The sequence below is a fragment of the Paenarthrobacter sp. 10L420 genome (assembly GCF_056395385.1).
Window position 1 is genome coordinate 46,811 of sequence record NZ_JBFTJK010000002.1, and the last position, 20,046, is coordinate 66,856.

Genomic DNA, 20,046 nt, shown 5'->3' on the forward strand with positions numbered 1-20,046 from the left:
AGCGCTGGAATTGGCGGTATTACAGGGCGCCTGCCGAAGGAGCGCCGCCTACCGTGGCACGATAGGACACGATGAAACTGCGCGCTGATCAGACCGGAAACCGTGGCCTCCCGATGCCCCTTTGGCTACAGGGTGGTTTGGAAGCGGCACAGGCAGCCTTCATTTCGGCCATCGTTGTTGTGCTTCCGCTGGTGGGTGTGTGGGCCACCGACGGGTTCCAGAACCGGAACGTGGACTTCCTGGCGCGTCTGGCTGGGCAGGCGTGGCTGCTGATCCACGGTGTTCCGCTGACCTTGGCACAGGTCAACATAGGCACAGCCGGCCAGCCCGGAACGGGTCTTCTTTCGTTGATTCCCCTGGGCCTGACGCTCATTCCGTTCCTCCTTGCATGGCGGGCGGGGCGACGACTTGCACGCGCTTCCTATACGGACCAGCTGTGGCAGGCCTTCATGGGCGCCTGCGTTGTATACGCCGCGTTCGGGACGGCCACAGGATTCGTATGTCGCACACCCGAAGTGGTCATTAACCTGTGGTTCGCCATGACCATCCCGTTGATCTCGTTCGCACTGGGCCTGGTGGTCGGCGCCCGACGCGAGGCCGGCTCCTGGAGCAGGCTCATCGGCGTGGACGCCGTCGCCTGGATCGCCAAGACAAGCCAGCACTCGCGGTGGGCAGGCTCCTACGTCGGCTCAGCGCTGAAAGCCGGATTCGTTGCGACCATGGCCGCTGTTTGTCTCGCTGCAGTGCTGTTGGCCGTGGATATCGTCTGGCACTGGACGGACATCATCGCGGTTTACGAAGGTCTCCAGGCCGGCGCTTTAGGCGGGGCCGTCCTCACGATCGCGCAGCTCGGATTCCTTCCCAACCTCGTGGTCTTTGCTTTGGCATGGTCTTCCGGGGCTGGCTTCTCGCTTGGCGTCGGCTCGCACGCCGGGCCGCTGGGCACCGCCGTCGGGCCCCTGCCTGCCGTCCCCATTTTTGGTGGGCTTCCCTCCGGACAACTCGACGCCGGGCCCATGGCTCTCGCCCTCCCCGTGGTTGCGGGGATCATGGCCGGCTGGTGGTTCCTCCGCGAAGGCGAAAACCACTTCGATGAGTGGCTCTCCATCAAAATCAAGGCCCGCTGGTTCACAGCCGCGGCGTCCACCTTGTTCCTGGGCGCGTTCATCGGCGCTGTCGCCGGGGTCTTGAGCGGTGCACTCGCATGGGTTGCACGGGGTTCTGCCGGTATCGGCCGGCTCACGGAAATCGGACCCCACCCGCTGTGGACGGCAGTCTGGCTGGCCGCCGAGGTGGGCATCGGCGTCGTGATCGGTTACGCAGTGGGGCCCTGGCTGGAACGCCGCCAAAAGCTGCGCGAGGCGAACCTTGACGAAGTAGCGTTCGACGACGAACACGCCTGAGCGGGTTGGTTAGCGGACCGGACCCGGCATCGAGTCCTCAAGCTGCGTGAGGCACTGCGTTTTGGCCGATTCCGTCAGGGCTGAGCGAGCGCAATCCTGATACGTGGTGACTTGTTTGAAGAAGAGCACAGACGTCAGAATCAGCAGGCACATGACCGCCGAAACCACGAGTCCTGAGATGGTGCCGAACAACACCAGCCGGGGATGCTTGTACTTCACCGAACGCACCAGGACGACAATCCCCAGCACCAAACCTGCGATCGTCAGGATGGCACTCAACCACACGTAGTTCACGTTCAGGGAGAACACGAAAAACGATCCCAAAGCCGACAAAAGGAAAGCGCGGAACAGGATCTGTGTCACGCCGAAAGCGGACTTTTCCGCGGCGGTGCGGGGTTGCTGGCTCGGCCTGGGACGGACGTCGGGATTCATGTTTTCCAGCCTACGCGAGCCGCCCATAAGCTAGTGCAATGCGCATTGTTGTCCTCGTGTCCGGTACTGGTTCCAATCTTCAGGCTGTCATCGACGCCGTGAAGTCGGGTGAACTGGATGTCGAGATCGCCGCTGTGGGTGCGGACCGCCCCGATACCTACGGTGTGGAACGCTCCGACGAGGCCGGCATTGAGACCTTCGTGGTGAACTTCAACTCGTTCGAAACCCGCGCCGAATGGGACGCAGCCCTCCGTGACAAGGTCCTTTCTTATAACCCGGACGTGGTGGTGTCCTCCGGTTTCATGCGGATCGTGAGCGCCGAGTTCATCGAGGCCTTCAACGGCAAGTACGTCAACACACACCCGGCGCTGTTGCCATCCTTCCCTGGCGCCCACGGTGTCCGCGATGCCATGGCTTACGGTGTGAAGGTCACGGGCTGCACGGTTCACTGGGCCGACGCCGGTGTGGACACAGGACCCATCATTGCCCAGGAAGCCGTGTCCGTCCTGCCGGACGATTCCGAGGAAACCCTCCACGAGCGCATCAAGGTAGTGGAGCGCCGCCTGCTGGTCCAAACTTTGGCGAACCTGGCTGCTTCTCCCAACTGAGTCGCAATTAAGCGCGTTTAGAGCCCTCAAAACGCGCTGTGCTGCTACCTAGTTTCGGTAGAGCATCTTGCGCCTGTGGATAACGCCGCATGAGCATGGTGATATTTGTCAGCATGGGGCATGAAGACTCCTCGGCCGATGCCTGAACCTCTCTCGTCGATACCATTCACCTGGCAGGAAGCTGTTGCCGCCGGGATATCTCGACGGCGGTTGAGTCACCACGGTCTGGACTCGCCGAGCCGGGCGATTCGAGTCCCTCGTCTGAAAACAGAACATGCCTTCGCGGACATGGTTCGTCCGGTCACTCTGGTCACGCCATTTTCGGCGGCCTCGCATGCCACTGCTTTTTTGCTGTGGGAGTTCCCGGGGTTTCTACCTGGTAGTCACAGACCAGACATCCACATCTCGCGGCCCCACGCCATGGCCATCCCTCGACGGCGCGGTGTGGTGGGACATCGGGGACAGTTCTTCGAGGATGAAATCACGACGTTCAATGGCCTGCTTATCACCAGCCGGGCTCGGACGTGGCTGGACTGTGCCCGGAAAATGGACATCGACGAGATCACTGTCGTGGCTGACCACTTGCTGCGTATACCGCGGCCGGAATTCGAGGGACGCAGTGAGCCGTACTGCACCATGGATGAGCTCGAAGAAATGCTGGACCGGCACTGGGGGACACCGGGTATTCGCAAGGCCCGCCTCGCTTTGGAACAAGCCTGCGTGGGTGCCGACTCAGCCCCCGAAACGAGGCTGAGGCTGGCGCTCAAGTGGGCTGGCCTGCCCACAGCGGAAGTCAACGTAGCTACGGAACTAGGTCCCGGCGTCGTGCGTCAACCGGACCTCACGTATCGCGAGCAGCGCGTTGGCGTTGAATATGAAGGTGAAGGGCATTCGGATCCGGAACAGATAGTAAGGGACATCGCCCGCGAAGAAGACTTCAGCCGCGCAGGATGGATCCTTGTGAGAATCTCAAAGCGTCACATGTCTACGGGCGCGACGACGGCGGTGGCCAAGGTGAGGCGGGCGCTCGAAGCCCGCGGCTGGTCACCCAAGTAAGTCGCAGTAGAGCGCGTTTTGACGGCTCAAAACGCGCTCTACTGCGACGTAGTTGCGCGGGGCGGGGGCGGTTACTCGAGCACGCGCTGCTTCGTCTCCGGGGCGAAGAACGCCATCCACAAAACCGAGAGCAGGACCAGCCCGCCGGCCATCGCGAACGACTGCGCCAAGCCGAATTCCGGCCAGAAGAACGAGGCGAACACCAAAGGCCCGAAGCCTGCGCCCACCCGGGAGAATGTCGATGCCCAGCCAAAGCCCGAGCCACGGAGTTCCGTGGGATACAGCTCGGACACATAGGCGTACAGGACAGGGATGGCCACCTGGACCACGAAGCCGAAGACCAGCAGCCAGAACACAGCCGCCGAAGGCACGTCCACCACAAATGCGACTATCACCAATGTCAGCGCGGAAAGCGGGCCGGTGACGGCGAGGATCCACTTACGGCCCACCCGCTCCACCAGCAGCGCGGCGGCTACCACGCCCAAAAGCCCGACGGCGGCCATCCCGGCTGTGGTGACGAAGGCCTTGTATTCCTCGAAACCGGCACCAATGAGGATCCGGGGCATCCACGTGAGAGACACGTAGTAGACCAACAGGATGCTGAAGAACAGGGCCCAGGCGGCGGTCGTGATTTTCCAGTTGAACGTCCAGATCCTGCGCAGCTGTTCCCACGCGCTGCCGGGGGAGAGCCTGGGTGCGGCTTGGGGTTCGGGCAGGCTGTACGCCCGGGGCGAAGCGCCGGTGGCCTCCACCAAAGAATCAATCACGGCTGCTGCCTCAGTCCGCCGGCCGGCCCGAATCAGGAACAACGGAGACTCGGGAACACTGCGGCGCACCCAGAAAACGAGGAGCGCAGGCAACACCATGATCAGCATGGTGAGCCGCCAGTCGCCGAAGGCAGCAACGAGGCCAGCCGAGATGAAGCCACAAAGCGCCGCACCCACAGGCCACCAGCCATCCATCGCAGTGAGGACCCGGCCCCGCTGCTTGCGCGGCGTGAACTCACCCACCAGCGCATAGTCCACCGGGATGCAGCCGCCCAGCCCGAACCCGGCCATGAAGCGGAAGATGCAGAACCACACGATGTCCGGTGCGAAGGCGCCGAGCACGGTAAAGATGCTGAAGATCAGGAGGGTTGCCGTGAACGCCTTCTTGCGCCCGATGGTGTCGGCGATGGTTCCCCAGGCGAACGCGCCGACGGCCATGCCGATCAGGTTGGCCGTGCCGATCCACGCAGCATCAGCCGGCTGCAGGGACCAATGCTTGGACAGCAGCGGAATGAGAATGCCGTTGAGCGTCACGTCCCAGGCGTCGAACATGAATCCCAGGCCACCGATCACGAAGATCCTACCTTGGACCTTCCACCGCCACGGCAGTTCCTGCACAACTTGCTCGCCGCTGGGCACGGCTGTGTATGTATTCATCTGCCCTCCTGCATGCAACTTTATGCGCTGGGGCCAACACCGCCGTTTGCGTTACTTCTGGTTTTCGATCGCCCTCCGCAGGAAACCGCCGGCTTCTTCCAGGGCACTCTTGGCCTGAGCTGGTTCGATGCCCGTCAGCAGCATCAGGATGGCTGCTTTGACAGAGCCGTTGACCGAGTCCAGTGCCGCCATGGCTTCATGCGCGTCCACGCCGGTCGCGTGCTGGACTGTCCTTTGCGAGCGGGCGAGGAGTTTCTCGTTGGTCGCACGCAGGTCAACCATCAGGTTCCCGTACGTCTTGCCGAGCTTCACCATCACCAGCGTGCTGATCATGTTCAGGACAAGTTTCTGCGCCGTCCCGGAGTTCAGTCGCGTGGAGCCCGCAATGAACTCCGGCCCCACAACCACCTCAATCGCCACGTCCGCCAGATGGCTGACGGCCGAGCCCTTATTACACGCCAGCGACGCCGTGAACGCACCCTTTTTCCGGGCCTCTTCCAGCGCGCCGATCACATAGGGCGTTCGACCGGACGCAGTAATACCCACGACGGCGTCCGCTTCCGTCACGTTAATATCGTGAAGGTCGCGCGCGCCCGCGGTCGCGTTATCCTCGGCATACTCAACTGGCTTCTGGATCGCCTGGACACCACCTGCGATAAGTCCGACGACGAGTCCCGGCGGGGTGCCGAACGTCGGCGGGCACTCGCTTGCATCGAGGACCCCGAGGCGCCCGGCCGTTCCAGCCCCCACATAAAGAAGGCGACCCCCGCGCTGGAGTCGCTCCGCAACGGCGTCGACCGTTTGCACGATCGCAGGGCTCGCCGCCTCAACCGCAGCGTGTACTCCTGCACTGTGGGCAAGCATGGCCGCGACGAGTTCCTCCGTGCCCAGGATGTCCAGCTCGCTCAGGTTCTCGGCCGCGGCTTCCGTCTCCAACCCGGCGAGTTCAGTGCGCAGGCCCGCGAGCCTGTCCGCGTCAGTGGGGCTAATCGGGCCAGTTTGTTCCGTCACGGTGGATGTACCTTTCCTGGATGAGCCCGCGGCGCGTCGCAGCGAGGGCAGCACCGTCCAAGCCATCGCCCAGCGGGGCCACCACCTCAATCCCAGCCGAAGCAAGGGACTTCCGCAAGAGCTCCGCGAAGAACCCGGAGCTGACCACTCCGCCCAGCAAAGCAACACGTTGTGAGCCGGCCGCATCGTCACCCGCAGCCAGCTGCACCGTCTTGGTCAGGATGCGGCAGGCCTCGTCCACAATGACATTCGCGACGGCGTCACCCGCCTCCGCTGCGTGCAGAACCAGCGGCGCGAATCGGGCCATCGCGCGGTAGGGGTTTTCGACGGACGCGAGCCAGCCCGGGAGCATTTCCGGGGAGTCGACCAGAGCCCCTGCCGCAGCCGAAAGCGACGTGGCCGGGCCGCCATCGTGCGCTTCCAAAACGGCCTGGAGTCCTCGCTGGCCGATCCAACGACCGCTGCCACGATCGCCAAGATAGGGTCCCCAGCCGTCGGCACGATGTAGGACTCCGGCTTCGTCGAAACGGAAGGCAACTGCACCCGTGCCCACGATCAGGGTTGTGCCCGGTGCCCCCTGGAGGGCTCCGAGTTGGGCTGCGGTGGCGTCCGAAAGTACTGCGGCGGGGACGCCGAAGCGCTGGGACAACATGGTGGCGAGCTCGCGTGACTTCTCCGCAGAAGCTTCGACGCCGGCCACCGCCGCACCGATCCCCGTCAACGTGCTCACAGGAAGGCCGGGCGGGAGCATCGAGACCGTCTCAAGGAGGAGGTCGAAAGCGATCGTGGGGCCGTTGTCCGTGTGCACTCCAGGAAATCCGTGCTGGTCGGCTGCGCCCAGCAACTCCGCGCCCCTGCGCAGCTCCACTCGGCAACGGCTCTTCCCTACATCGGCGGCGATGACGACATCGGTGGCTTCCATGGATCAACCCTATGTTGTGAGGCCCGAAACGAGCGCGCCAAGGAAACACGATAAACTCTCCGTATCCCCACCACCCGCGACACCACCCGCGACATCTACGCGAACTAAGACGGAGACTTTTGTGAGCTTGACGCAGCTTGACCGTGTTCCCATCCGCCGTGCACTGATCTCGGTTTACGACAAGACGGGACTGGAGGAGCTCGCGAAGGGCCTGCACGCAGCCGGCGTCGCTATCGTTTCCACCGGCTCCACCGCCAAGAAGATCGCCGCCGCAGGCATCCCGGTCAAGGAAGTCGAAGAAGTCACCGGCTCCCCGGAAATGCTGGACGGCCGCGTCAAGACCCTGCACCCCCGCGTGCATGGCGGCATCTTGGCCGACCGTCGCGTCCCGGCGCACATGGACACTCTCGCCGGTATGGAAATCGAGACGTTCGACCTCGTCGTGGTGAACCTGTACCCGTTCGTCGAGACCGTGAAGTCCGGCGCAGCACAGGACGATGTCGTGGAGCAGATCGATATCGGAGGCCCCGCCATGGTGCGGTCGGCCGCGAAGAACCATGCCGCCGTCGCCATCGTTACGGACCCGAACTTCTACGGCGCAGTGGTTGCTGCAGCAGAAGAAGGCGGCTTCGACCTGAACACCCGTCGCCGCCTGGCCGCCAAGGCCTTCGCGCACACGGCCAGCTACGACAATGCCGTTGCAACCTGGACGGCCAGCCAGTTCCTGGATGAAGACGGCGACGGCATCATCGACTGGCCTGCCTACGCCGGCCTGTCCTTGGAGCGTTCCGAGGTCCTTCGCTACGGCGAAAACCCGCACCAGCAGGCTGCCCTCTACGTGGACAAGGCTGCCCCGGCCGGCATCGCCCAGGCTGACCAGCTTCACGGCAAGGCCATGAGCTACAACAACTTCGTCGACGCCGACGCAGCCCTCCGCGCTGCGTTCGACTTCGCCGAGCCAGCTGTGGCGATCATCAAGCATGCCAATCCGTGTGGCGTTGCTGTTGGATCTGCCGAGTCCGCGGACCCGATCGCAGATGCCCACGCCAAAGCCCACGCTTGCGACCCCGTTTCCGCTTTCGGTGGCGTAATCGCCGCGAACCGCACCGTCACTGCCGGCATGGCCCGCACGGTTGCCGACATCTTCACCGAGGTTGTTATCGCTCCGGACTTCGAGCCGGAAGCCGTGGAGATCCTCTCCAAGAAGAAGAACATCCGCCTGCTCGCCCTGCCCGAGGGCTACGGTCGCTACCCCTCCGAGATGCGCCAGGTTTCCGGTGGCGTCCTGGTCCAGATGAGCGACAAGGTGGACGCCGACGGCGACAACCCCGCCAACTGGACCCTCGCCGCAGGTGAAGCTGCCGACGAAAAGACGCTCGCGGACCTCGCCTTCGCCTGGACCGCATGCCGCGCAGCCAAGTCCAACGCCATCCTGATCGCAGATCACGGCGCTGCAGTGGGCATCGGCATGGGCCAGGTCAACCGCCTGGACTCCTGCCGCCTGGCCGTCGAGCGCGCCAACACGCTTGGTGTGAAGGTGGAGTCCGACGTCGACGGTGCCGGCGGTGCCTCCAACGCCAGCGGCAGCGATGCACCTGAGCGTGCACGCGGCGCCGTTGCGGCATCTGATGCGTTCTTCCCGTTCGCTGATGGCCTGCAGATCCTCATCGACGCTGGCGTCCGGGCAGTGGTCCAGCCCGGTGGTTCCGTCCGTGACGAGGAAGTCATCGCCGCAGCCAACGCTGCCGGCATCACAATGTACTTCACGGGCGCACGCCACTTCTTCCACTAACAAGTAAGGGCAACAGCCCAAAAGCCAGCCAGTAGAAGCGCAGCGGCGGCCGCCCCCGGTAGGGGACGGCCGCCGTCGTCGTTAACACGCCCGCACTTAACAGGGACGTGCCAGAATAATCAGAACCGTTACGAAGCCGCCGCGGTGGTGTAGGTCGACTGGATGACGGAGCCCCAGTATGGGCCGTACATGGTGCTGGAGTTGCTGCCGTATCCGTAGCTGTTGATCGAGTTCTGGTAGCCGGCGGAGCTGTTGCCGATAAACCAAGGACCGCCCGAGGATCCACCGGTCATGTTGCAGGGGATTCCTTGGGTAGCGAACTGCGGGTTGTACGGATCGTTGGTGGCGGTGCCGGAGCAACTCTTGAGCGATTCACCGTTGAACGGAGGGGCCGCCGGGTAGCCGAAGGACTTGTAGCTCAGGCCGCGGGCGGCGTTGAACTGGACACCGGAGGAGCCTACGACATCCGCGAGCCGCTGGCCGTTGAGAGTGTTCATGACGGCGAAGGCGGTGTCGTACTGCATGTTGCCGTTGGATGCCCACTGGGTGGGGGAGTACAGCGCCCTTGCTGTCCACTTCCCATACGGTGCGGAGCCGTTGAGGTAGGCGGGTACGAAGACGAAGTTGGTGGCGTAGGCGCCCGGTCCCTCGTTGACGCAGTGGCCTGCCGTGGAGACGGTGCTCTTGTTGGCTGCCGTCACGGAGTTGCCGGAGCAGACGTAGTTTGAACCGCCCAGGGTGAAGAAGATCTTGCCGATGTGCTTGACGGGCGTTTCGCTCTGGTTGGCCTTGAGGTTGATGGCCTTGGAGTCGGTGGAGGCTTGCTGACCTTCGACGCTCTTGAGGACGCCCGGGGCTTCGGTGACCGGGGCTTTTCCGAGGTTGAGGAGCCGGCCGCGGTCCAGTGCTTTGTTGGCGAGGATGTCGCCGGATTTGGCGTTCTTCATGCGTTCCGGGGTCCAGTAGTCTGCGGCGCCGTTGTCCGACGCTACATGGCTGCTGACCGCAACGCCGCTGGAGTCTGTGGTGTTAACCGGAGCCGCGTTGGCACTGGTGGTTCCAATCAGCGCCAGGATTGCGGCAGTGGACAGACTCAGCAGGCTTGTGGCCAGGGTCTTGGTTTTTGTCACGTTGTTCCAACCTATCGAGGGAGTGGGGCGGCCAGTGATGGCGACCGCCGACTGACGGAATCGAAGCTACCCAACGTATGACAAGTTTGTAAAGAGTTGTTTCACAGTTTGTGATATTTTGCTTTCACTTCTTGTCACACGGCAAGGAGCAATGCTCGACGCCGATTGGCAGCTTCGGCGGCGAGGCCGCCGTCGGGCGTAAATCGCTTTCCTGCGCAGGTAACGAACACGTGATCCCGGACACGAAGGGTCGCCAATCCGGCCTACTCGGGTAAGTTTAGAGATGTTGAAATCTGCAGACTTTCAGGGAGAACCCCGCCAATGGCCAAGATTATCTATACCCACACAGACGAAGCGCCGATGCTGGCTACCTACTCATTCCTGCCGATTGTGGAAGCGTATGCCTCGACCGCAGGTGTGGAGGTCGAGACCCGCGATATTTCGCTGGCAGGCCGCATCATCGCCGTTTTCGGCGATTTCCTGACTGAAGAGCAGCGCACGGGCAACGCCCTGACTGAACTTGGCGAGCTGGCAAAGCAGCCGGAAGCCAACATCATCAAGCTGCCCAACATCAGCGCCTCCGTGCCGCAGCTCAAGGCTGCCATCGCCGAACTCCAGTCCCAGGGCTTCGCCCTCCCGGACTACCCGGACAACCCCTCCTCGGACACCGAGACGGACATCCGCTCGCGTTACGACAAAATCAAGGGCTCCGCCGTGAACCCGGTGCTGCGTGAAGGTAACTCCGACCGCCGCGCACCCCTGTCGGTGAAGAACTACGCCCGCCAGAACCCGCACTCCATGGGTGCCTGGTCTCCCGATTCCAAGACCAACGTTGCCACCATGGGCCATAACGATTTCCGCTCCAATGAGAAATCCGTCGTGCTCAAGGCTGACGATTCCCTCAGCATCCAGCTGGTCCGTGAAGACGGCACCACCAAGGTCCTCAAGAAGGACCTCCCCGTCCTGGCCGGCGAAGTTGTGGACGCTACCGTCCTCCGCGCAGACGCCCTGGACGAGTTCCTTAAGGCACAGGTTGCCCGTGCCAAGGAAGAGGGCATCCTCTTCTCCGCACACCTGAAGGCCACCATGATGAAGGTCTCGGACCCCATCATCTTCGGCCACGTGGTCAAGGCTTACTTCTCCGAGCTCTTCGATACGTACGGCAAGCAGCTCTCAGCCGCAGGCATCAGCCCGAACAACGGTCTCGCAGCCATCCTCAGCGGTCTTGAAGACCTGCCGGAAGACGTTCGCGAAGGCGTCAAGGCAGCCATCACCAAGGGCCTCGAAGACGGTCCTGCGTTGGCAATGGTGGACTCGGACAAGGGCATCACCAGCCTCCACGTTCCGTCGGACATCATCGTCGATGCTTCCATGCCGGCCATGATCCGCTCCTCCGGCCACATGTGGGGCCCGGACGGCAAGGAAGCCGATACCCTCGCCGTCATCCCGGACAGCTCTTACGCCGGCGTCTACCAGGTAGTCCTTGACGACTGCCGTGCCAACGGCGCGTTCGATCCCACCACCATGGGCACCGTTCCCAACGTGGGCCTCATGGCGCAGGCAGCCGAAGAATACGGCAGCCACGACAAAACCTTCGAAGTCCAGGCAGCCGGCACCATGCAGCTCGTGGACAGCAAAGGCAACGTCCTCATCGAGCACCAGGTATCCCCGGGTGATATCTGGCGCGCATGCCAGACCAAGGATGTCCCCATCCGCGACTGGGTCAAGCTTGCCGTCAACCGCGCCCGCGCTTCCCAGACCCCCACCGTTTTCTGGCTGGACAAGGGCCGCGCGCACGACGCCAACCTCATCGCCAAGGTCAACGAGTACCTCAAGGACCACGACACCGAGGGCCTGCAGATCGAGATCATGTCCCCGGAGGAGGCAACAGCCTTCACCCTGGAGCGCATCCGCAAGGGCGAGGACACCATCTCCGTCACCGGTAACGTCCTCCGCGACTACCTCACGGACCTGTTCCCGATCCTCGAGCTCGGCACCAGCGCCAAGATGCTTTCCATCGTTCCGTTGATCAACGGTGGTGGCCTCTTCGAGACCGGTGCAGGTGGATCTGCTCCCAAGCACGTCCAGCAGCTGATCAAGGAAAACCACCTTCGCTGGGACAGCCTGGGTGAATTCCTTGCTCTGGCCGTCAGCTTCGAGCACCTTGCCACCACCACTGGCAACGCCCGCGCCCAGGTCCTTGCCGACACACTGGACCGCGCTACGGGTACGTTCCTGCTGGAAAACAAGTCCCCGCGCCGCAGCGTTGGCGAGCTGGACAACCGTGGAAGCCACTTCTACCTGGCCATGTACTGGGCACAGGAATTGGCCAAGCAGACCGAGGATGCAGAGCTCGCAAAGGACTTCGCTGCCATCGCTGACGCCCTGACCTCCAACGAAGAGGCAATCGTCGGCGAGTTGAACGCAGTCCAGGGTCCCGGCGTCGATCTGGGCGGCTACTACCGTCCGGACGCTGCCAAGGCCGCTGAGATCATGCGCCCGTCGGCTACGTTCAACAAGGTCCTCGCGACCCTCAGCTAATTCCTAGACTGACTCGCAGTTGTGGTTGATATGAGAGCTCATAACAACCACAACTGCGGGTCAGTTGCTGTTTAACGGTCGGCTAGGAACCGCTGAGGTGCCACGCCGCCGTCGACGATGTCTTTCAGCACCCGGCCAATAGCCGGAGTGAACTTGAAACCGTGCCCTGAGAACCCGGCGCCCACCACCAACGGTCCAAAACGGTCCAGCACAAAGTCCTCGGTGGGCGTGGTGGTGTAGGTGCAGCTGATGGGAACCGCGGTTGAAGGGTCGACGCCGGGAAGCCAGTCCTGCGCGTATCGCACCAAGGCATCGAGCTGTTCCGGTATGGGCTGGAACGTGCGCTCGTCCGGGTCCATGACGGGGCCGACGCCATGCCATCCGGCCTTGACGCCTTCGCCCGGCGTGAGCATCCCGTAGACGGGGCTGTACCAGTATTCGTACGCAGGATCGTCCACGTCCGGGCTGTGGTTAAAGCTTGGCCACACCAGCGTGTTGTCCACGGGCGTGAAGTGGGCGGGCTGCTCCTGCGTAACAACCAGCGGCGGCAGCTTAGCGTGATCGCCGAGGAGCTTGTTCGTCCACGCACCGGCGGTGACTACCACGCTTTTTGCTACGTACTCCGTCTCGTCCGTCACCACGACCACAGTTTCGGCGCCGTCGACGCGGATGTCGTGGACCGGCGTCGAGTATTTGAAGATGGCGCCATGGGACTCAGCCGCTTTTCGAAGTGCCACCAGTGCGTTGGCCGAACGGATGCGTCCGGACCCCGGAACGAAGAGGACATCGGTGGCGAAGTTCATGCCTTGCCACCGGTCCATGGCCTCGTCTGCTGAGATGAAGTAGCTTTCGATCCCGCGTTCCTGGTGGGCTGCCCGGACGGTCAGGAGCCGTTCGACGTTGCCGTGGTTCGCCAGCCCCACGAGGTCCAGCAGCGGCGCACCCGTTTCCGCAGCGAGCTCATCCCAGAGGTTCTTGGCTTCGGCGAGGAGGTCCAAGTAGTCGGCCTCGGCGTAGGCGGTGTTGAAGTTGCGGGTGGCGCCGTGGGAGGCGCCGATGTGGTGACCGGCCTCGAACTGCTCCAACAGGACCACGGACTTACCGCTCCGGGCCAACTGCCACGCGGCGGCCGATCCCATTGCTCCTCCGCCAACAACTACGACGTCCACCATGCCCGCTCCATCCACCTTGGCCCACTATAAGGTTCCATTCTGCCCCTCCGCACCCAAGTAGGTCGCAGCTGAGCGCGTTTTGCGTGCTCAGAACGCGCTCAACTGCGACCTAGTTGGGTTGGCACTTGGTGGGAAGGCATGGAAGATTGGGACGGGTGAAATTCCTTCACCCGTCTCCCAAGTCCTCTGCCCGCGGCGTCACGATCCTGCGTGTGGTGTTTGGCGCACTGATCATGGTGCACGGCATCCAAAAGTTCATGGCAGGGCACACCGCTTTTGCTGCATCCGTTGCTGCCATGGGCGTGCAGAAGCCCGAGATCGTGGCTTGGCTGGTGATCGCAGGTGAGATTGGACTGGGACTTCTCCTGGTCCTCGGCGCTTTGACCAGGGTGGCGGGCTTCCTTGCTGCAATCATGTTTGCCGGCATCTGGTTCGTGACGGAAGCAGGCAAGCCGCTGCTCACGGACAAATCGGGGGTCACGGCGGAACTTTTGATCATCTACGTTGCCATTTCCGTGGCTTTTGTGTTCCTCGGTCCCGGCGCGTGGTCCCTGGATCGGAAGCTGGCCAGGCAGCCGGCGGGCCAGAGGCGTTAATACAGTCGGGTTAACTCCCGACGGCGGCACTCACCGCCGGGGCCAACATCACCGCGCGTCGTTCGGGTAGCGGATCCCCAATTGGGACCGGACGCCGTCGAACAAGCGCATGACGTTGATGGAATCCTCCAGCGGCATCACGGGGCTCTCTGTCAGGCCTTGTTGAATGCAGCGCGTCACTTCGCGGAGTTCGTAGGTGTAGCCTACGCCCACCACATCGAACCGTTCGTGCCGCGGCTCGTCCCAACCAACACGGATCAACAGTTCCCGCGGGTTGTTCACGGAGCCCACTGTCTGCAGGTACCCGAGGCCGCCAGCTACTGTGGCGGTCCGCGGCCCATGGGCCGTCAGGGACGACGTCAGCTGTGCCTGGGCACCGTTGGCATAACCAAGTGTCAGCGCGTTCTGGGTGTCCACGCCGTCCTCGTTTAACGCGCCGATCGCGGTAACAGACTGTGGGAAGCCCAAGGTTCCCAGGGCCCACAGCAACGGGTAGACGGTGATGTCCAGTAGCGCGCCGCCACCATCATTCAGTGCCCAGATGCGGGCGGAGGGATCGTACGGCGCAGGGAACCCGAGGTCCGCGCTGACCCACTGGGTGTGCCCGATTTCCCCTGATGCGGCTATGGAAAAAGCGCGCTGCATGCTGGGCAGGAAGCGGCTCCAAACAGCTTCCATGAAGAACACCTTGTGCTCGCGGGCCAACTTCACCAGCTCGGTGGCTTCGCGGGCGTTGATGGTGAGGGCCTTCTCGCACAGGACGTGCTTGCCGGCCCGCAATGCCGCTGCCGCAATCTGGAAGTGCTGGGCATGGGGTGTTGCCACGTAAACCACGTCCACGGCCGGATCGTCGAACAACCGCTGGTAGCCGGGGACACCGGCGTCGTTCCCGTAGGCCTTGGCGAAACCAAGGGTGTGCGCAAAAGCGTCCGCGGCTGCCTGGGTCCTGGAGCTCACCGCGTAGAGCTCTGCATCCTCCAGCAGGGAAAGGTCCTGGGAAACGCTGTTGGCGATGTTGCCGGTGGACACCACTCCCCAGCGCAAGCGGCGGCCGGTGGCAGCCCGGGGATCCTGGTTGGTCTGGCTGGACAGCCACGGTTTGGCGATAGGAAGCGTCATGACTGCCATCCTCTCATTCGCGGTCCAGCTAACTGGGGAGTTGCAGCTGCTCCAAGTCTGCGATGGTTCCGTTGGATTCGAAGGTGAGCTTCACGTTGACCACATAGGCGCCGGCTTTCTTGAGGTCGGGCACCCAGATTTCAGCAACCCCGGCGTCATGCTCTGTTGTCGCCTGGATTCTGTAGGCGAGGTTATCCGCCTTCCAACTATCGGAGACGTCAACGCCGTCCAAGGACCACGTCAGCAGCATGGGGACGCGGGCCAGCCCCATCAGATCGACCCTCACGGCTATCGTCCAACCACGGGGATCCTTACCCTGGGTGCTGTCGATGATGATTACTTCCTCCATTGCCTTCACGAGTTCCGCTGCCGCTTGGTCGGCTGGAAGCAGTTCGCCATTCTGGTTGACAGTCACTGGGGGAAGGAGGGCCGGGAGGATGATCAGGGCATCGGGGACATAGCCCTCGAGTACTTTCTGTTCCTTCACAGCGGCGCGATACGCCTGCGACGGAGGGCGGGGGATATTCCTGTTCACCACGGTGGCGGAACCGGTAGAGGTGGCGGTGGTCGTGGCGGGCGTGGTGGAAGTAGTCGGGGTAACCGTCGGGGTTGTGGGCGGACTGGTGGTTGGATGGGCGGTGGTCGGAGTGGGCTTTGTAGTTCCCGAAGAGCCAGCCAAATTCGCGCTGTAGGCGGGTAGGTTCAGACCAACCGCGGCCGCAGGACTCAGGTTGAGGTCCTTGCCGAGGTCCGCCGGGGCAAAGGCAGCCAAAGAGGTCTGCTTGACGATGGTAACGGACTCGATGTTTGCCACGTCTTCGATGTTGGGCGGGAACAGCCGGTCCCACAGGGCGAAGATACTGATGAGGGCCGCCGCCAGTGCTCCCGCCGTAATGACGAGTGCCTTGCCGCTTCGGTACCAGGGAGTGACTCTGCCTGGTTCACGGTGTTGGGGCACGCACACCACCTCCTACGCCTGCTCACAGAATGCTCCGCGTCCAGAAGCGCGTCAACCCGCGCTGGCACTCGGTTCCCGAACGTGTCAAGTCATACGAATGGCAGGCGCACCAAAGATCCTCGCCTAGGCTGAGGTAATCATCCCTCGCAGAGGTTCTGTGGGGAGTTACCGAAATGGAGCAGGGATGGGTATTTTTCGGCGTGTCATTTTGCCGGTTACCTGGCTGGTGGTTTTCGCAATTATTGCGGTGGCTTTGGTCAAGATCGCTTTCGTGGATGGCCTTAAGCCGTCTGATTCCGGGCCGGCGCCCTTGGCGCAAGTGGACATCCCGGTGGTCCCGGCCACGCGAGCTACGGTCACCAATACTGTGGAAATCAAGGGCACCGTCCAGAGCGATGCAGGCGATCCGGTCCGGAGCACGTCTGCCGGTAAGGTCATCAAGGTTTTCGTCGAAGAAGGCTCCACGGTGGCCAAGGGCGATGCCCTGTTCCAGGTCAAGGCCGAGCGCGCCGTGACATTCACGCAGCCGTCCAAGGATGGAATGTCCTCGGCGCCGAAGCCCGTCTATGACTACTTCGACATCCTTGCTCCCAGCGGCGGTACGCTGCAGTCCCTGACCACGTTGATCGACCAGCAAGTGAGCGTCGGAGAAAGCGTCGGCAAGATCGACCCCGGCACCTACACAGTGGCCGGCTCAGTGACCGCCGCCCAGCAGTACCGCCTGCTCGGCAAGCCGGGCCCGGCGGAGATCGCTTTGGTGGGTGGACCGGCGCCGTTCCAGTGCACCGAAGTGACACTGAAGAACAACGCTTCCGACGACGGCGGAGGCACCTCGGGTGGTTTGTCGTCCACAGGCGGAGGTGCTGGGATGGGCGTCGGCGGGGCAGTGGCAATCCCCGGTGGAGGCGGTGGCCAGTCGCAGGAAGGTGGCACGCCCACGGGAACGCTTAGTTGCGCAATCCCTGCTGGGCATGAGGTCTTCGCAGGCCTTGGAGCGACCATGACCGTCAGCGCTGGAGTCGCCGCTGATGTGGTGACCGTTCCTTTGACCTCGGTGAAGGGCAGCGTGAAGGACGGCATCGTCTGGATAGCGGGCGCAGCCGGGAGCGGCGCAGCGCCCGAGCAGCGCACCGTCCAGCTGGGCCTGAATGATGGTGCGTTGGTTGAAGTGGTTTCAGGGCTGGCCGAGGGCGAGCAAGTGCTTGAGTTCGTGCCCGGGGCTCCAGCTGCGCGGGGTCCCATGATGGGGCCGGGACAAGCCGTCTACGGACCGGCAGGCTGAAGCGCATGACAGGAACAGCAGAGGTAGTAGAAAGCAACAAAGAAACCCTCGTCAGTCTCCGGTCAGTCACCCGTTCGGTGACGCTGCCGGATGAGCAGCAACTGCACATTCTCCGCGGCATCGATCTTGAGGTCCAGAGCGGTGATCACACGGCCATTGTTGGCCGTTCAGGATGCGGAAAATCGACGCTGCTCAACCTCTTGGGCCTCCTGGATGTCCCCACGTCCGGTGAGCTGGAATTCCTCGGCAACCCTGCCGAGCAGCTGAGCAGCAACGGCCGGGCCCGCTTGCGTGGATCAACGGTGGGCTTCGTGTTCCAGCAATTCAACCTGTTGCCGGGCCGCAATGCCCTGGACAACGTCATCACGCCGCTCTTTTACGCCAAAGGCCGCGAGTTCTGGCGCCGGCGTGAACTGGCCATGGACATGCTGGACCGTGTTGGCCTGGCAGCGCGGGCCAACACCATGCCGAACATGCTTTCCGGTGGGGAGCAGCAGCGTGTGGCGATGGCCCGGGCGTTGGTCCGCAGGCCACGGCTAATTCTGGCGGATGAACCAACGGGCGCCTTGGACGTGGAAACCGGGCAGGCTGTCATGGCCTTGTTGGACACCGTGGCCACGGAAACCGCGGCCGCACTGGTGACCATCACGCACGATACCAATGTGGCCGCCCTGGCACGCGCCTGCTATCGATTGGACGCCGGAGTGCTCATGCCGCTGACAGTTGCCGAAACAGCAGGAGTCAGCGCATGACCGGCTTCATGTCCACGATGGTGGAAGCATGGCAGGAACTCCGGATCAACAAGGTGCGCATCCTCTTGGCCCTCCTTGGCGTGGCCCTTTCCGTTGCAGCGTTGACCTCGGTGGTAGGAATCGGCAGCCTGGTCCGTGAAGGGATCAAGGTGCAGTCCGAACGCAACGGTGGCCGCGTGGCCACCCTGGCACTGAGCGTGAACGGCCCTTCCTCGCCTGATCCTGCGAAACTGGAGAAGGTCTACGAAGGCATCCAACAGCGCTTCGGCATCACCACGTCCACCCATGTTGGCAGGACCCAGGCGGGCTTCCAGTTTCCGCGTGGCGTGACCAACGTTGACGTGACCATCGTGGATATTGGATATGGCATCATCCACCGCGTTCCGCTCACCCAGGGAACCTGGTTCGCCGCCGATGACGACCAACGGCTCGCACCCGCCGTCGTCGTCTCCGAAGCGTTCTACAACCAGGCTGGAATGCCCAACCTGACCACGAACCCCACGGTGACCATCCCGGGGGATCACCCTGCCACTGCGGTGATTATCGGCGTCGTGCCTGATGCGTATCCGCAGCAACCTCCGGCCGCCTTCATCCTCACCGCCGGCGCCGCGATGACCGGAATGGAATCCCAAATGTCCGAGTTCAAGATGTGGGTGGGCGAGGACCAGGCCGATTCCTTGGCCGCTGCTATTTCCGCGGATCTCCAAGGTCAATTTCCCGGGTACTACGCCCAAGCCAGCCGAATGGACTTCGCCGCCTACGGTGACCCGCTAGGACCGGCCCAGTGGATCGTGGGCGGCGTAGCCGGATTGGTGCTCCTGCTCGGGGCAGTGGGAATGCTCAACATCTCCATGGTCACCGTGCGCTACAGGGTACGGGAAATCGGCATCCGGCGAAGCTTCGGCGCAACCTCCGGCCGCATCTTCTTCGGCGTCATGATGGAATCCGTAGTAGCCACCGCGGTCGCCGGCCTGGTGGGCGTCATGCTGGCGGTAGCAGTGGTGAAGAACCCCTGGATCGAATCAAAGGTAGCGCCGGGATTGACCGAATACCCGTCCTTCCCCGTCGATGCCGCGCTCCTGGGCTTTGGCGCGGCTGTCCTTGTGGGCGCACTCGCCGGAGCCATTCCTGCGCTCGTGGCGGTGCGCGTCAAGGTCATCGATGCGATCCGCTTTTGACCTCCTCGGTGAGCCGGCCCTGCTGAAGACGGAAGCAGCGGTCCGCTTTCTGCGCCAGGCTGCGGTCGTGGGTGACTACCAGGATGGTGGTGTTGTGGTCGCGGCTCAGTGAGCTCAGCAGTTCGATGATGTGCTCGCCGGTCTGCTCATCCAGGTTTCCCGTGGGTTCATCGGCAAGGATCAGCTTGGGCTCGTTGGCCAGCGCCCTCGCGATCGCGACGCGCTGCTGCTCGCCACCGGACAAGCGATTGATCCGGCGGGACTGCTTCTCCGGATCCAACTGCACCTGCTCCAGCAGTTCCTTGGCCCGCTTCAACCGTGCTGCCTTGCGGATCCCGGCGAACTCCATAGGCAGCATGACGTTGTCCACGGCGCTGAGGTTCGGGATCAGGTTGAACTGTTGGAACACGAAGCCGATATCGCGGCGGCGGTACTCTGTCAGCTTGCTCTCCGGCAGCCCCGCCAGGCTGACGCCATCCACGACGACGTCTCCGCTGGTTGGTTTGTCCAGCGCACCCAGGAGGGACAACAGCGTGCTTTTGCCGCTTCCGCTCTTGCCCACGATCGACGCCAGAGATCCCTTCTCCAGCTGGAAACTCACACCATTGACGGGCTTGATGGTCCTGTCACCGGACTTGAACTGACGGACCAGGTCCTTGACTTCAATCAC

General features: G+C 63.0%; 18 protein-coding genes. 9 read left to right on the forward strand and 9 right to left on the reverse strand.

Annotated features, from left to right (window positions below):
* Nucleotides 1-71: 71 nt before the first annotated feature.
* Complete coding sequence (locus AC1DD5_RS05460; RefSeq protein ID WP_442016672.1) at nucleotides 72-1,403, forward strand: cell division protein PerM; 1,332 nt, start codon at nucleotides 72-74, stop codon at nucleotides 1,401-1,403.
* 9 nt (nucleotides 1,404-1,412) lie between these two features.
* On the opposite strand, the gene AC1DD5_RS05465 is transcribed toward AC1DD5_RS05460, so the two are convergent.
* Nucleotides 1,413-1,862, reverse strand: a complete 450-nt coding sequence (locus AC1DD5_RS05465) for a hypothetical protein (protein ID WP_442002578.1) — start codon at nucleotides 1,860-1,862, stop codon at nucleotides 1,413-1,415.
* 11 nt (nucleotides 1,863-1,873) lie between these two features.
* Between AC1DD5_RS05465 and purN the strand changes: the two genes are divergently transcribed.
* Nucleotides 1,874-2,443 (forward strand): phosphoribosylglycinamide formyltransferase, encoded by a 570-nt coding sequence (gene purN, locus AC1DD5_RS05470; protein ID WP_477520783.1) that lies wholly within the window; start codon nucleotides 1,874-1,876, stop codon nucleotides 2,441-2,443.
* Between the two features lie 420 nt (nucleotides 2,444-2,863).
* Nucleotides 2,864-3,499, forward strand: coding sequence for a hypothetical protein (locus tag AC1DD5_RS05475; RefSeq protein ID WP_477520784.1), 636 nt, complete (start codon nucleotides 2,864-2,866; stop codon nucleotides 3,497-3,499).
* A gap of 71 nt (nucleotides 3,500-3,570) precedes the next feature.
* Here the strand turns inward: AC1DD5_RS05475 and AC1DD5_RS05480 are convergent, their stop codons facing one another.
* Genes AC1DD5_RS05480 through AC1DD5_RS05490 form a run of 3 tightly spaced genes read right to left on the reverse strand, consistent with a single transcriptional unit; the run spans nucleotide 3,571 to nucleotide 6,856 of the window.
* On the reverse strand, nucleotides 3,571-4,923 hold the full coding sequence (locus tag AC1DD5_RS05480) for an MFS transporter (protein ID WP_477520785.1): 1,353 nt from the start codon (nucleotides 4,921-4,923) through the stop codon (nucleotides 3,571-3,573).
* A gap of 51 nt (nucleotides 4,924-4,974) precedes the next feature.
* Nucleotides 4,975-5,934, reverse strand: a complete 960-nt coding sequence (gene murQ, locus AC1DD5_RS05485; RefSeq protein WP_477520786.1) for an N-acetylmuramic acid 6-phosphate etherase — start codon at nucleotides 5,932-5,934, stop codon at nucleotides 4,975-4,977.
* Nucleotides 5,909-6,856: an N-acetylglucosamine kinase gene (locus AC1DD5_RS05490; protein WP_477520787.1), complete on the reverse strand. Its 948-nt coding sequence runs from the start codon at nucleotides 6,854-6,856 to the stop codon at nucleotides 5,909-5,911. Before AC1DD5_RS05490 ends, murQ begins: the two co-directional genes overlap by 26 nt.
* A 121-nt stretch (nucleotides 6,857-6,977) precedes the next feature.
* On the opposite strand from AC1DD5_RS05490, the gene purH reads away from it, so the two are divergent.
* Nucleotides 6,978-8,648 (forward strand): bifunctional phosphoribosylaminoimidazolecarboxamide formyltransferase/IMP cyclohydrolase, encoded by a 1,671-nt coding sequence (gene purH, locus AC1DD5_RS05495; RefSeq protein WP_477520788.1) that lies wholly within the window; start codon nucleotides 6,978-6,980, stop codon nucleotides 8,646-8,648.
* Between the two features lie 128 nt (nucleotides 8,649-8,776).
* Here purH and AC1DD5_RS05500 read toward each other — a convergent pair whose 3' ends face one another.
* On the reverse strand, nucleotides 8,777-9,778 hold the full coding sequence (locus AC1DD5_RS05500; protein WP_477520789.1) for a trypsin-like serine peptidase: 1,002 nt from the start codon (nucleotides 9,776-9,778) through the stop codon (nucleotides 8,777-8,779).
* A gap of 321 nt (nucleotides 9,779-10,099) precedes the next feature.
* On the opposite strand from AC1DD5_RS05500, the gene AC1DD5_RS05505 reads away from it, so the two are divergent.
* Nucleotides 10,100-12,319: an NADP-dependent isocitrate dehydrogenase gene (locus AC1DD5_RS05505; RefSeq protein ID WP_477520790.1), complete on the forward strand. Its 2,220-nt coding sequence runs from the start codon at nucleotides 10,100-10,102 to the stop codon at nucleotides 12,317-12,319.
* A gap of 71 nt (nucleotides 12,320-12,390) precedes the next feature.
* Here AC1DD5_RS05505 and AC1DD5_RS05510 read toward each other — a convergent pair whose 3' ends face one another.
* Nucleotides 12,391-13,491 carry an FAD-dependent oxidoreductase gene (locus AC1DD5_RS05510; RefSeq protein ID WP_477520791.1) on the reverse strand — a complete coding sequence of 367 codons (1,101 nt, stop codon included), beginning with the start codon at nucleotides 13,489-13,491 and terminating at the stop codon, nucleotides 12,391-12,393.
* Between the two features lie 155 nt (nucleotides 13,492-13,646).
* Between AC1DD5_RS05510 and AC1DD5_RS05515 the strand changes: the two genes are divergently transcribed.
* A complete protein-coding gene (locus AC1DD5_RS05515) occupies nucleotides 13,647-14,087 on the forward strand; it encodes a DoxX family protein (RefSeq protein WP_477520792.1) in 441 nt (146 codons plus the stop codon).
* Nucleotides 14,088-14,135: 48 nt separating this feature from the next.
* Here AC1DD5_RS05515 and AC1DD5_RS05520 read toward each other — a convergent pair whose 3' ends face one another.
* Both AC1DD5_RS05520 and AC1DD5_RS05525 read right to left on the reverse strand, forming a co-directional pair.
* Nucleotides 14,136-15,206 carry a Gfo/Idh/MocA family protein gene (locus AC1DD5_RS05520; RefSeq protein WP_477520793.1) on the reverse strand — a complete coding sequence of 357 codons (1,071 nt, stop codon included), beginning with the start codon at nucleotides 15,204-15,206 and terminating at the stop codon, nucleotides 14,136-14,138.
* 28 nt (nucleotides 15,207-15,234) lie between these two features.
* The gene (locus AC1DD5_RS05525; RefSeq protein WP_477520794.1) at nucleotides 15,235-16,164 is read right to left on the reverse strand and encodes a hypothetical protein; all 930 of its coding nucleotides are present in this window, start codon (nucleotides 16,162-16,164) and stop codon (nucleotides 15,235-15,237) included.
* A gap of 184 nt (nucleotides 16,165-16,348) precedes the next feature.
* Here AC1DD5_RS05525 and AC1DD5_RS05530 point away from each other — a divergent pair, with 184 nt between their 5' ends.
* The 3 genes from AC1DD5_RS05530 to AC1DD5_RS05540 are packed head-to-tail and all read left to right on the forward strand — an operon-like array spanning nucleotide 16,349 to nucleotide 19,376.
* The gene (locus tag AC1DD5_RS05530; protein ID WP_477520795.1) at nucleotides 16,349-17,446 is read left to right on the forward strand and encodes an efflux RND transporter periplasmic adaptor subunit; all 1,098 of its coding nucleotides are present in this window, start codon (nucleotides 16,349-16,351) and stop codon (nucleotides 17,444-17,446) included.
* 5 nt (nucleotides 17,447-17,451) lie between these two features.
* Complete coding sequence (locus AC1DD5_RS05535) at nucleotides 17,452-18,198, forward strand: ABC transporter ATP-binding protein (protein ID WP_477520796.1); 747 nt, start codon at nucleotides 17,452-17,454, stop codon at nucleotides 18,196-18,198.
* On the forward strand, nucleotides 18,195-19,376 hold the full coding sequence (locus AC1DD5_RS05540; protein ID WP_477520797.1) for an ABC transporter permease: 1,182 nt from the start codon (nucleotides 18,195-18,197) through the stop codon (nucleotides 19,374-19,376). The genes AC1DD5_RS05535 and AC1DD5_RS05540 overlap by 4 nt, the downstream gene beginning before the upstream one ends.
* On the opposite strand, the gene AC1DD5_RS05545 is transcribed toward AC1DD5_RS05540, so the two are convergent.
* Complete coding sequence (locus tag AC1DD5_RS05545) at nucleotides 19,354-20,046, reverse strand: ABC transporter ATP-binding protein (RefSeq protein WP_477520798.1); 693 nt, start codon at nucleotides 20,044-20,046, stop codon at nucleotides 19,354-19,356. The two genes, AC1DD5_RS05540 and AC1DD5_RS05545, sit on opposite strands and share 23 nt — an antisense overlap.

Coding starts and splice junctions, on each gene's coding strand:
- AC1DD5_RS05530 (WP_477520795.1), top strand. CDS start 16,349: ATGGGTATTTTTCGGCGTGTCATTTTGCCGGTTACCTGGCTGGTGGTT.
- AC1DD5_RS05510 (WP_477520791.1), bottom strand. CDS start 13,491: ATGGTGGACGTCGTAGTTGTTGGCGGAGGAGCAATGGGATCGGCCGCC.
- AC1DD5_RS05520 (WP_477520793.1), bottom strand. CDS start 15,206: ATGACGCTTCCTATCGCCAAACCGTGGCTGTCCAGCCAGACCAACCAG.
- AC1DD5_RS05465 (WP_442002578.1), bottom strand. CDS start 1,862: ATGGGCGGCTCGCGTAGGCTGGAAAACATGAATCCCGACGTCCGTCCC.
- AC1DD5_RS05460 (WP_442016672.1), top strand. CDS start 72: ATGAAACTGCGCGCTGATCAGACCGGAAACCGTGGCCTCCCGATGCCC.
- AC1DD5_RS05490 (WP_477520787.1), bottom strand. CDS start 6,856: ATGGAAGCCACCGATGTCGTCATCGCCGCCGATGTAGGGAAGAGCCGT.
- AC1DD5_RS05540 (WP_477520797.1), top strand. CDS start 18,195: ATGACCGGCTTCATGTCCACGATGGTGGAAGCATGGCAGGAACTCCGG.
- AC1DD5_RS05505 (WP_477520790.1), top strand. CDS start 10,100: ATGGCCAAGATTATCTATACCCACACAGACGAAGCGCCGATGCTGGCT.
- AC1DD5_RS05480 (WP_477520785.1), bottom strand. CDS start 4,923: ATGAATACATACACAGCCGTGCCCAGCGGCGAGCAAGTTGTGCAGGAA.
- purN (WP_477520783.1), top strand. CDS start 1,874: ATGCGCATTGTTGTCCTCGTGTCCGGTACTGGTTCCAATCTTCAGGCT.
- AC1DD5_RS05535 (WP_477520796.1), top strand. CDS start 17,452: ATGACAGGAACAGCAGAGGTAGTAGAAAGCAACAAAGAAACCCTCGTC.
- AC1DD5_RS05475 (WP_477520784.1), top strand. CDS start 2,864: ATGGCCATCCCTCGACGGCGCGGTGTGGTGGGACATCGGGGACAGTTC.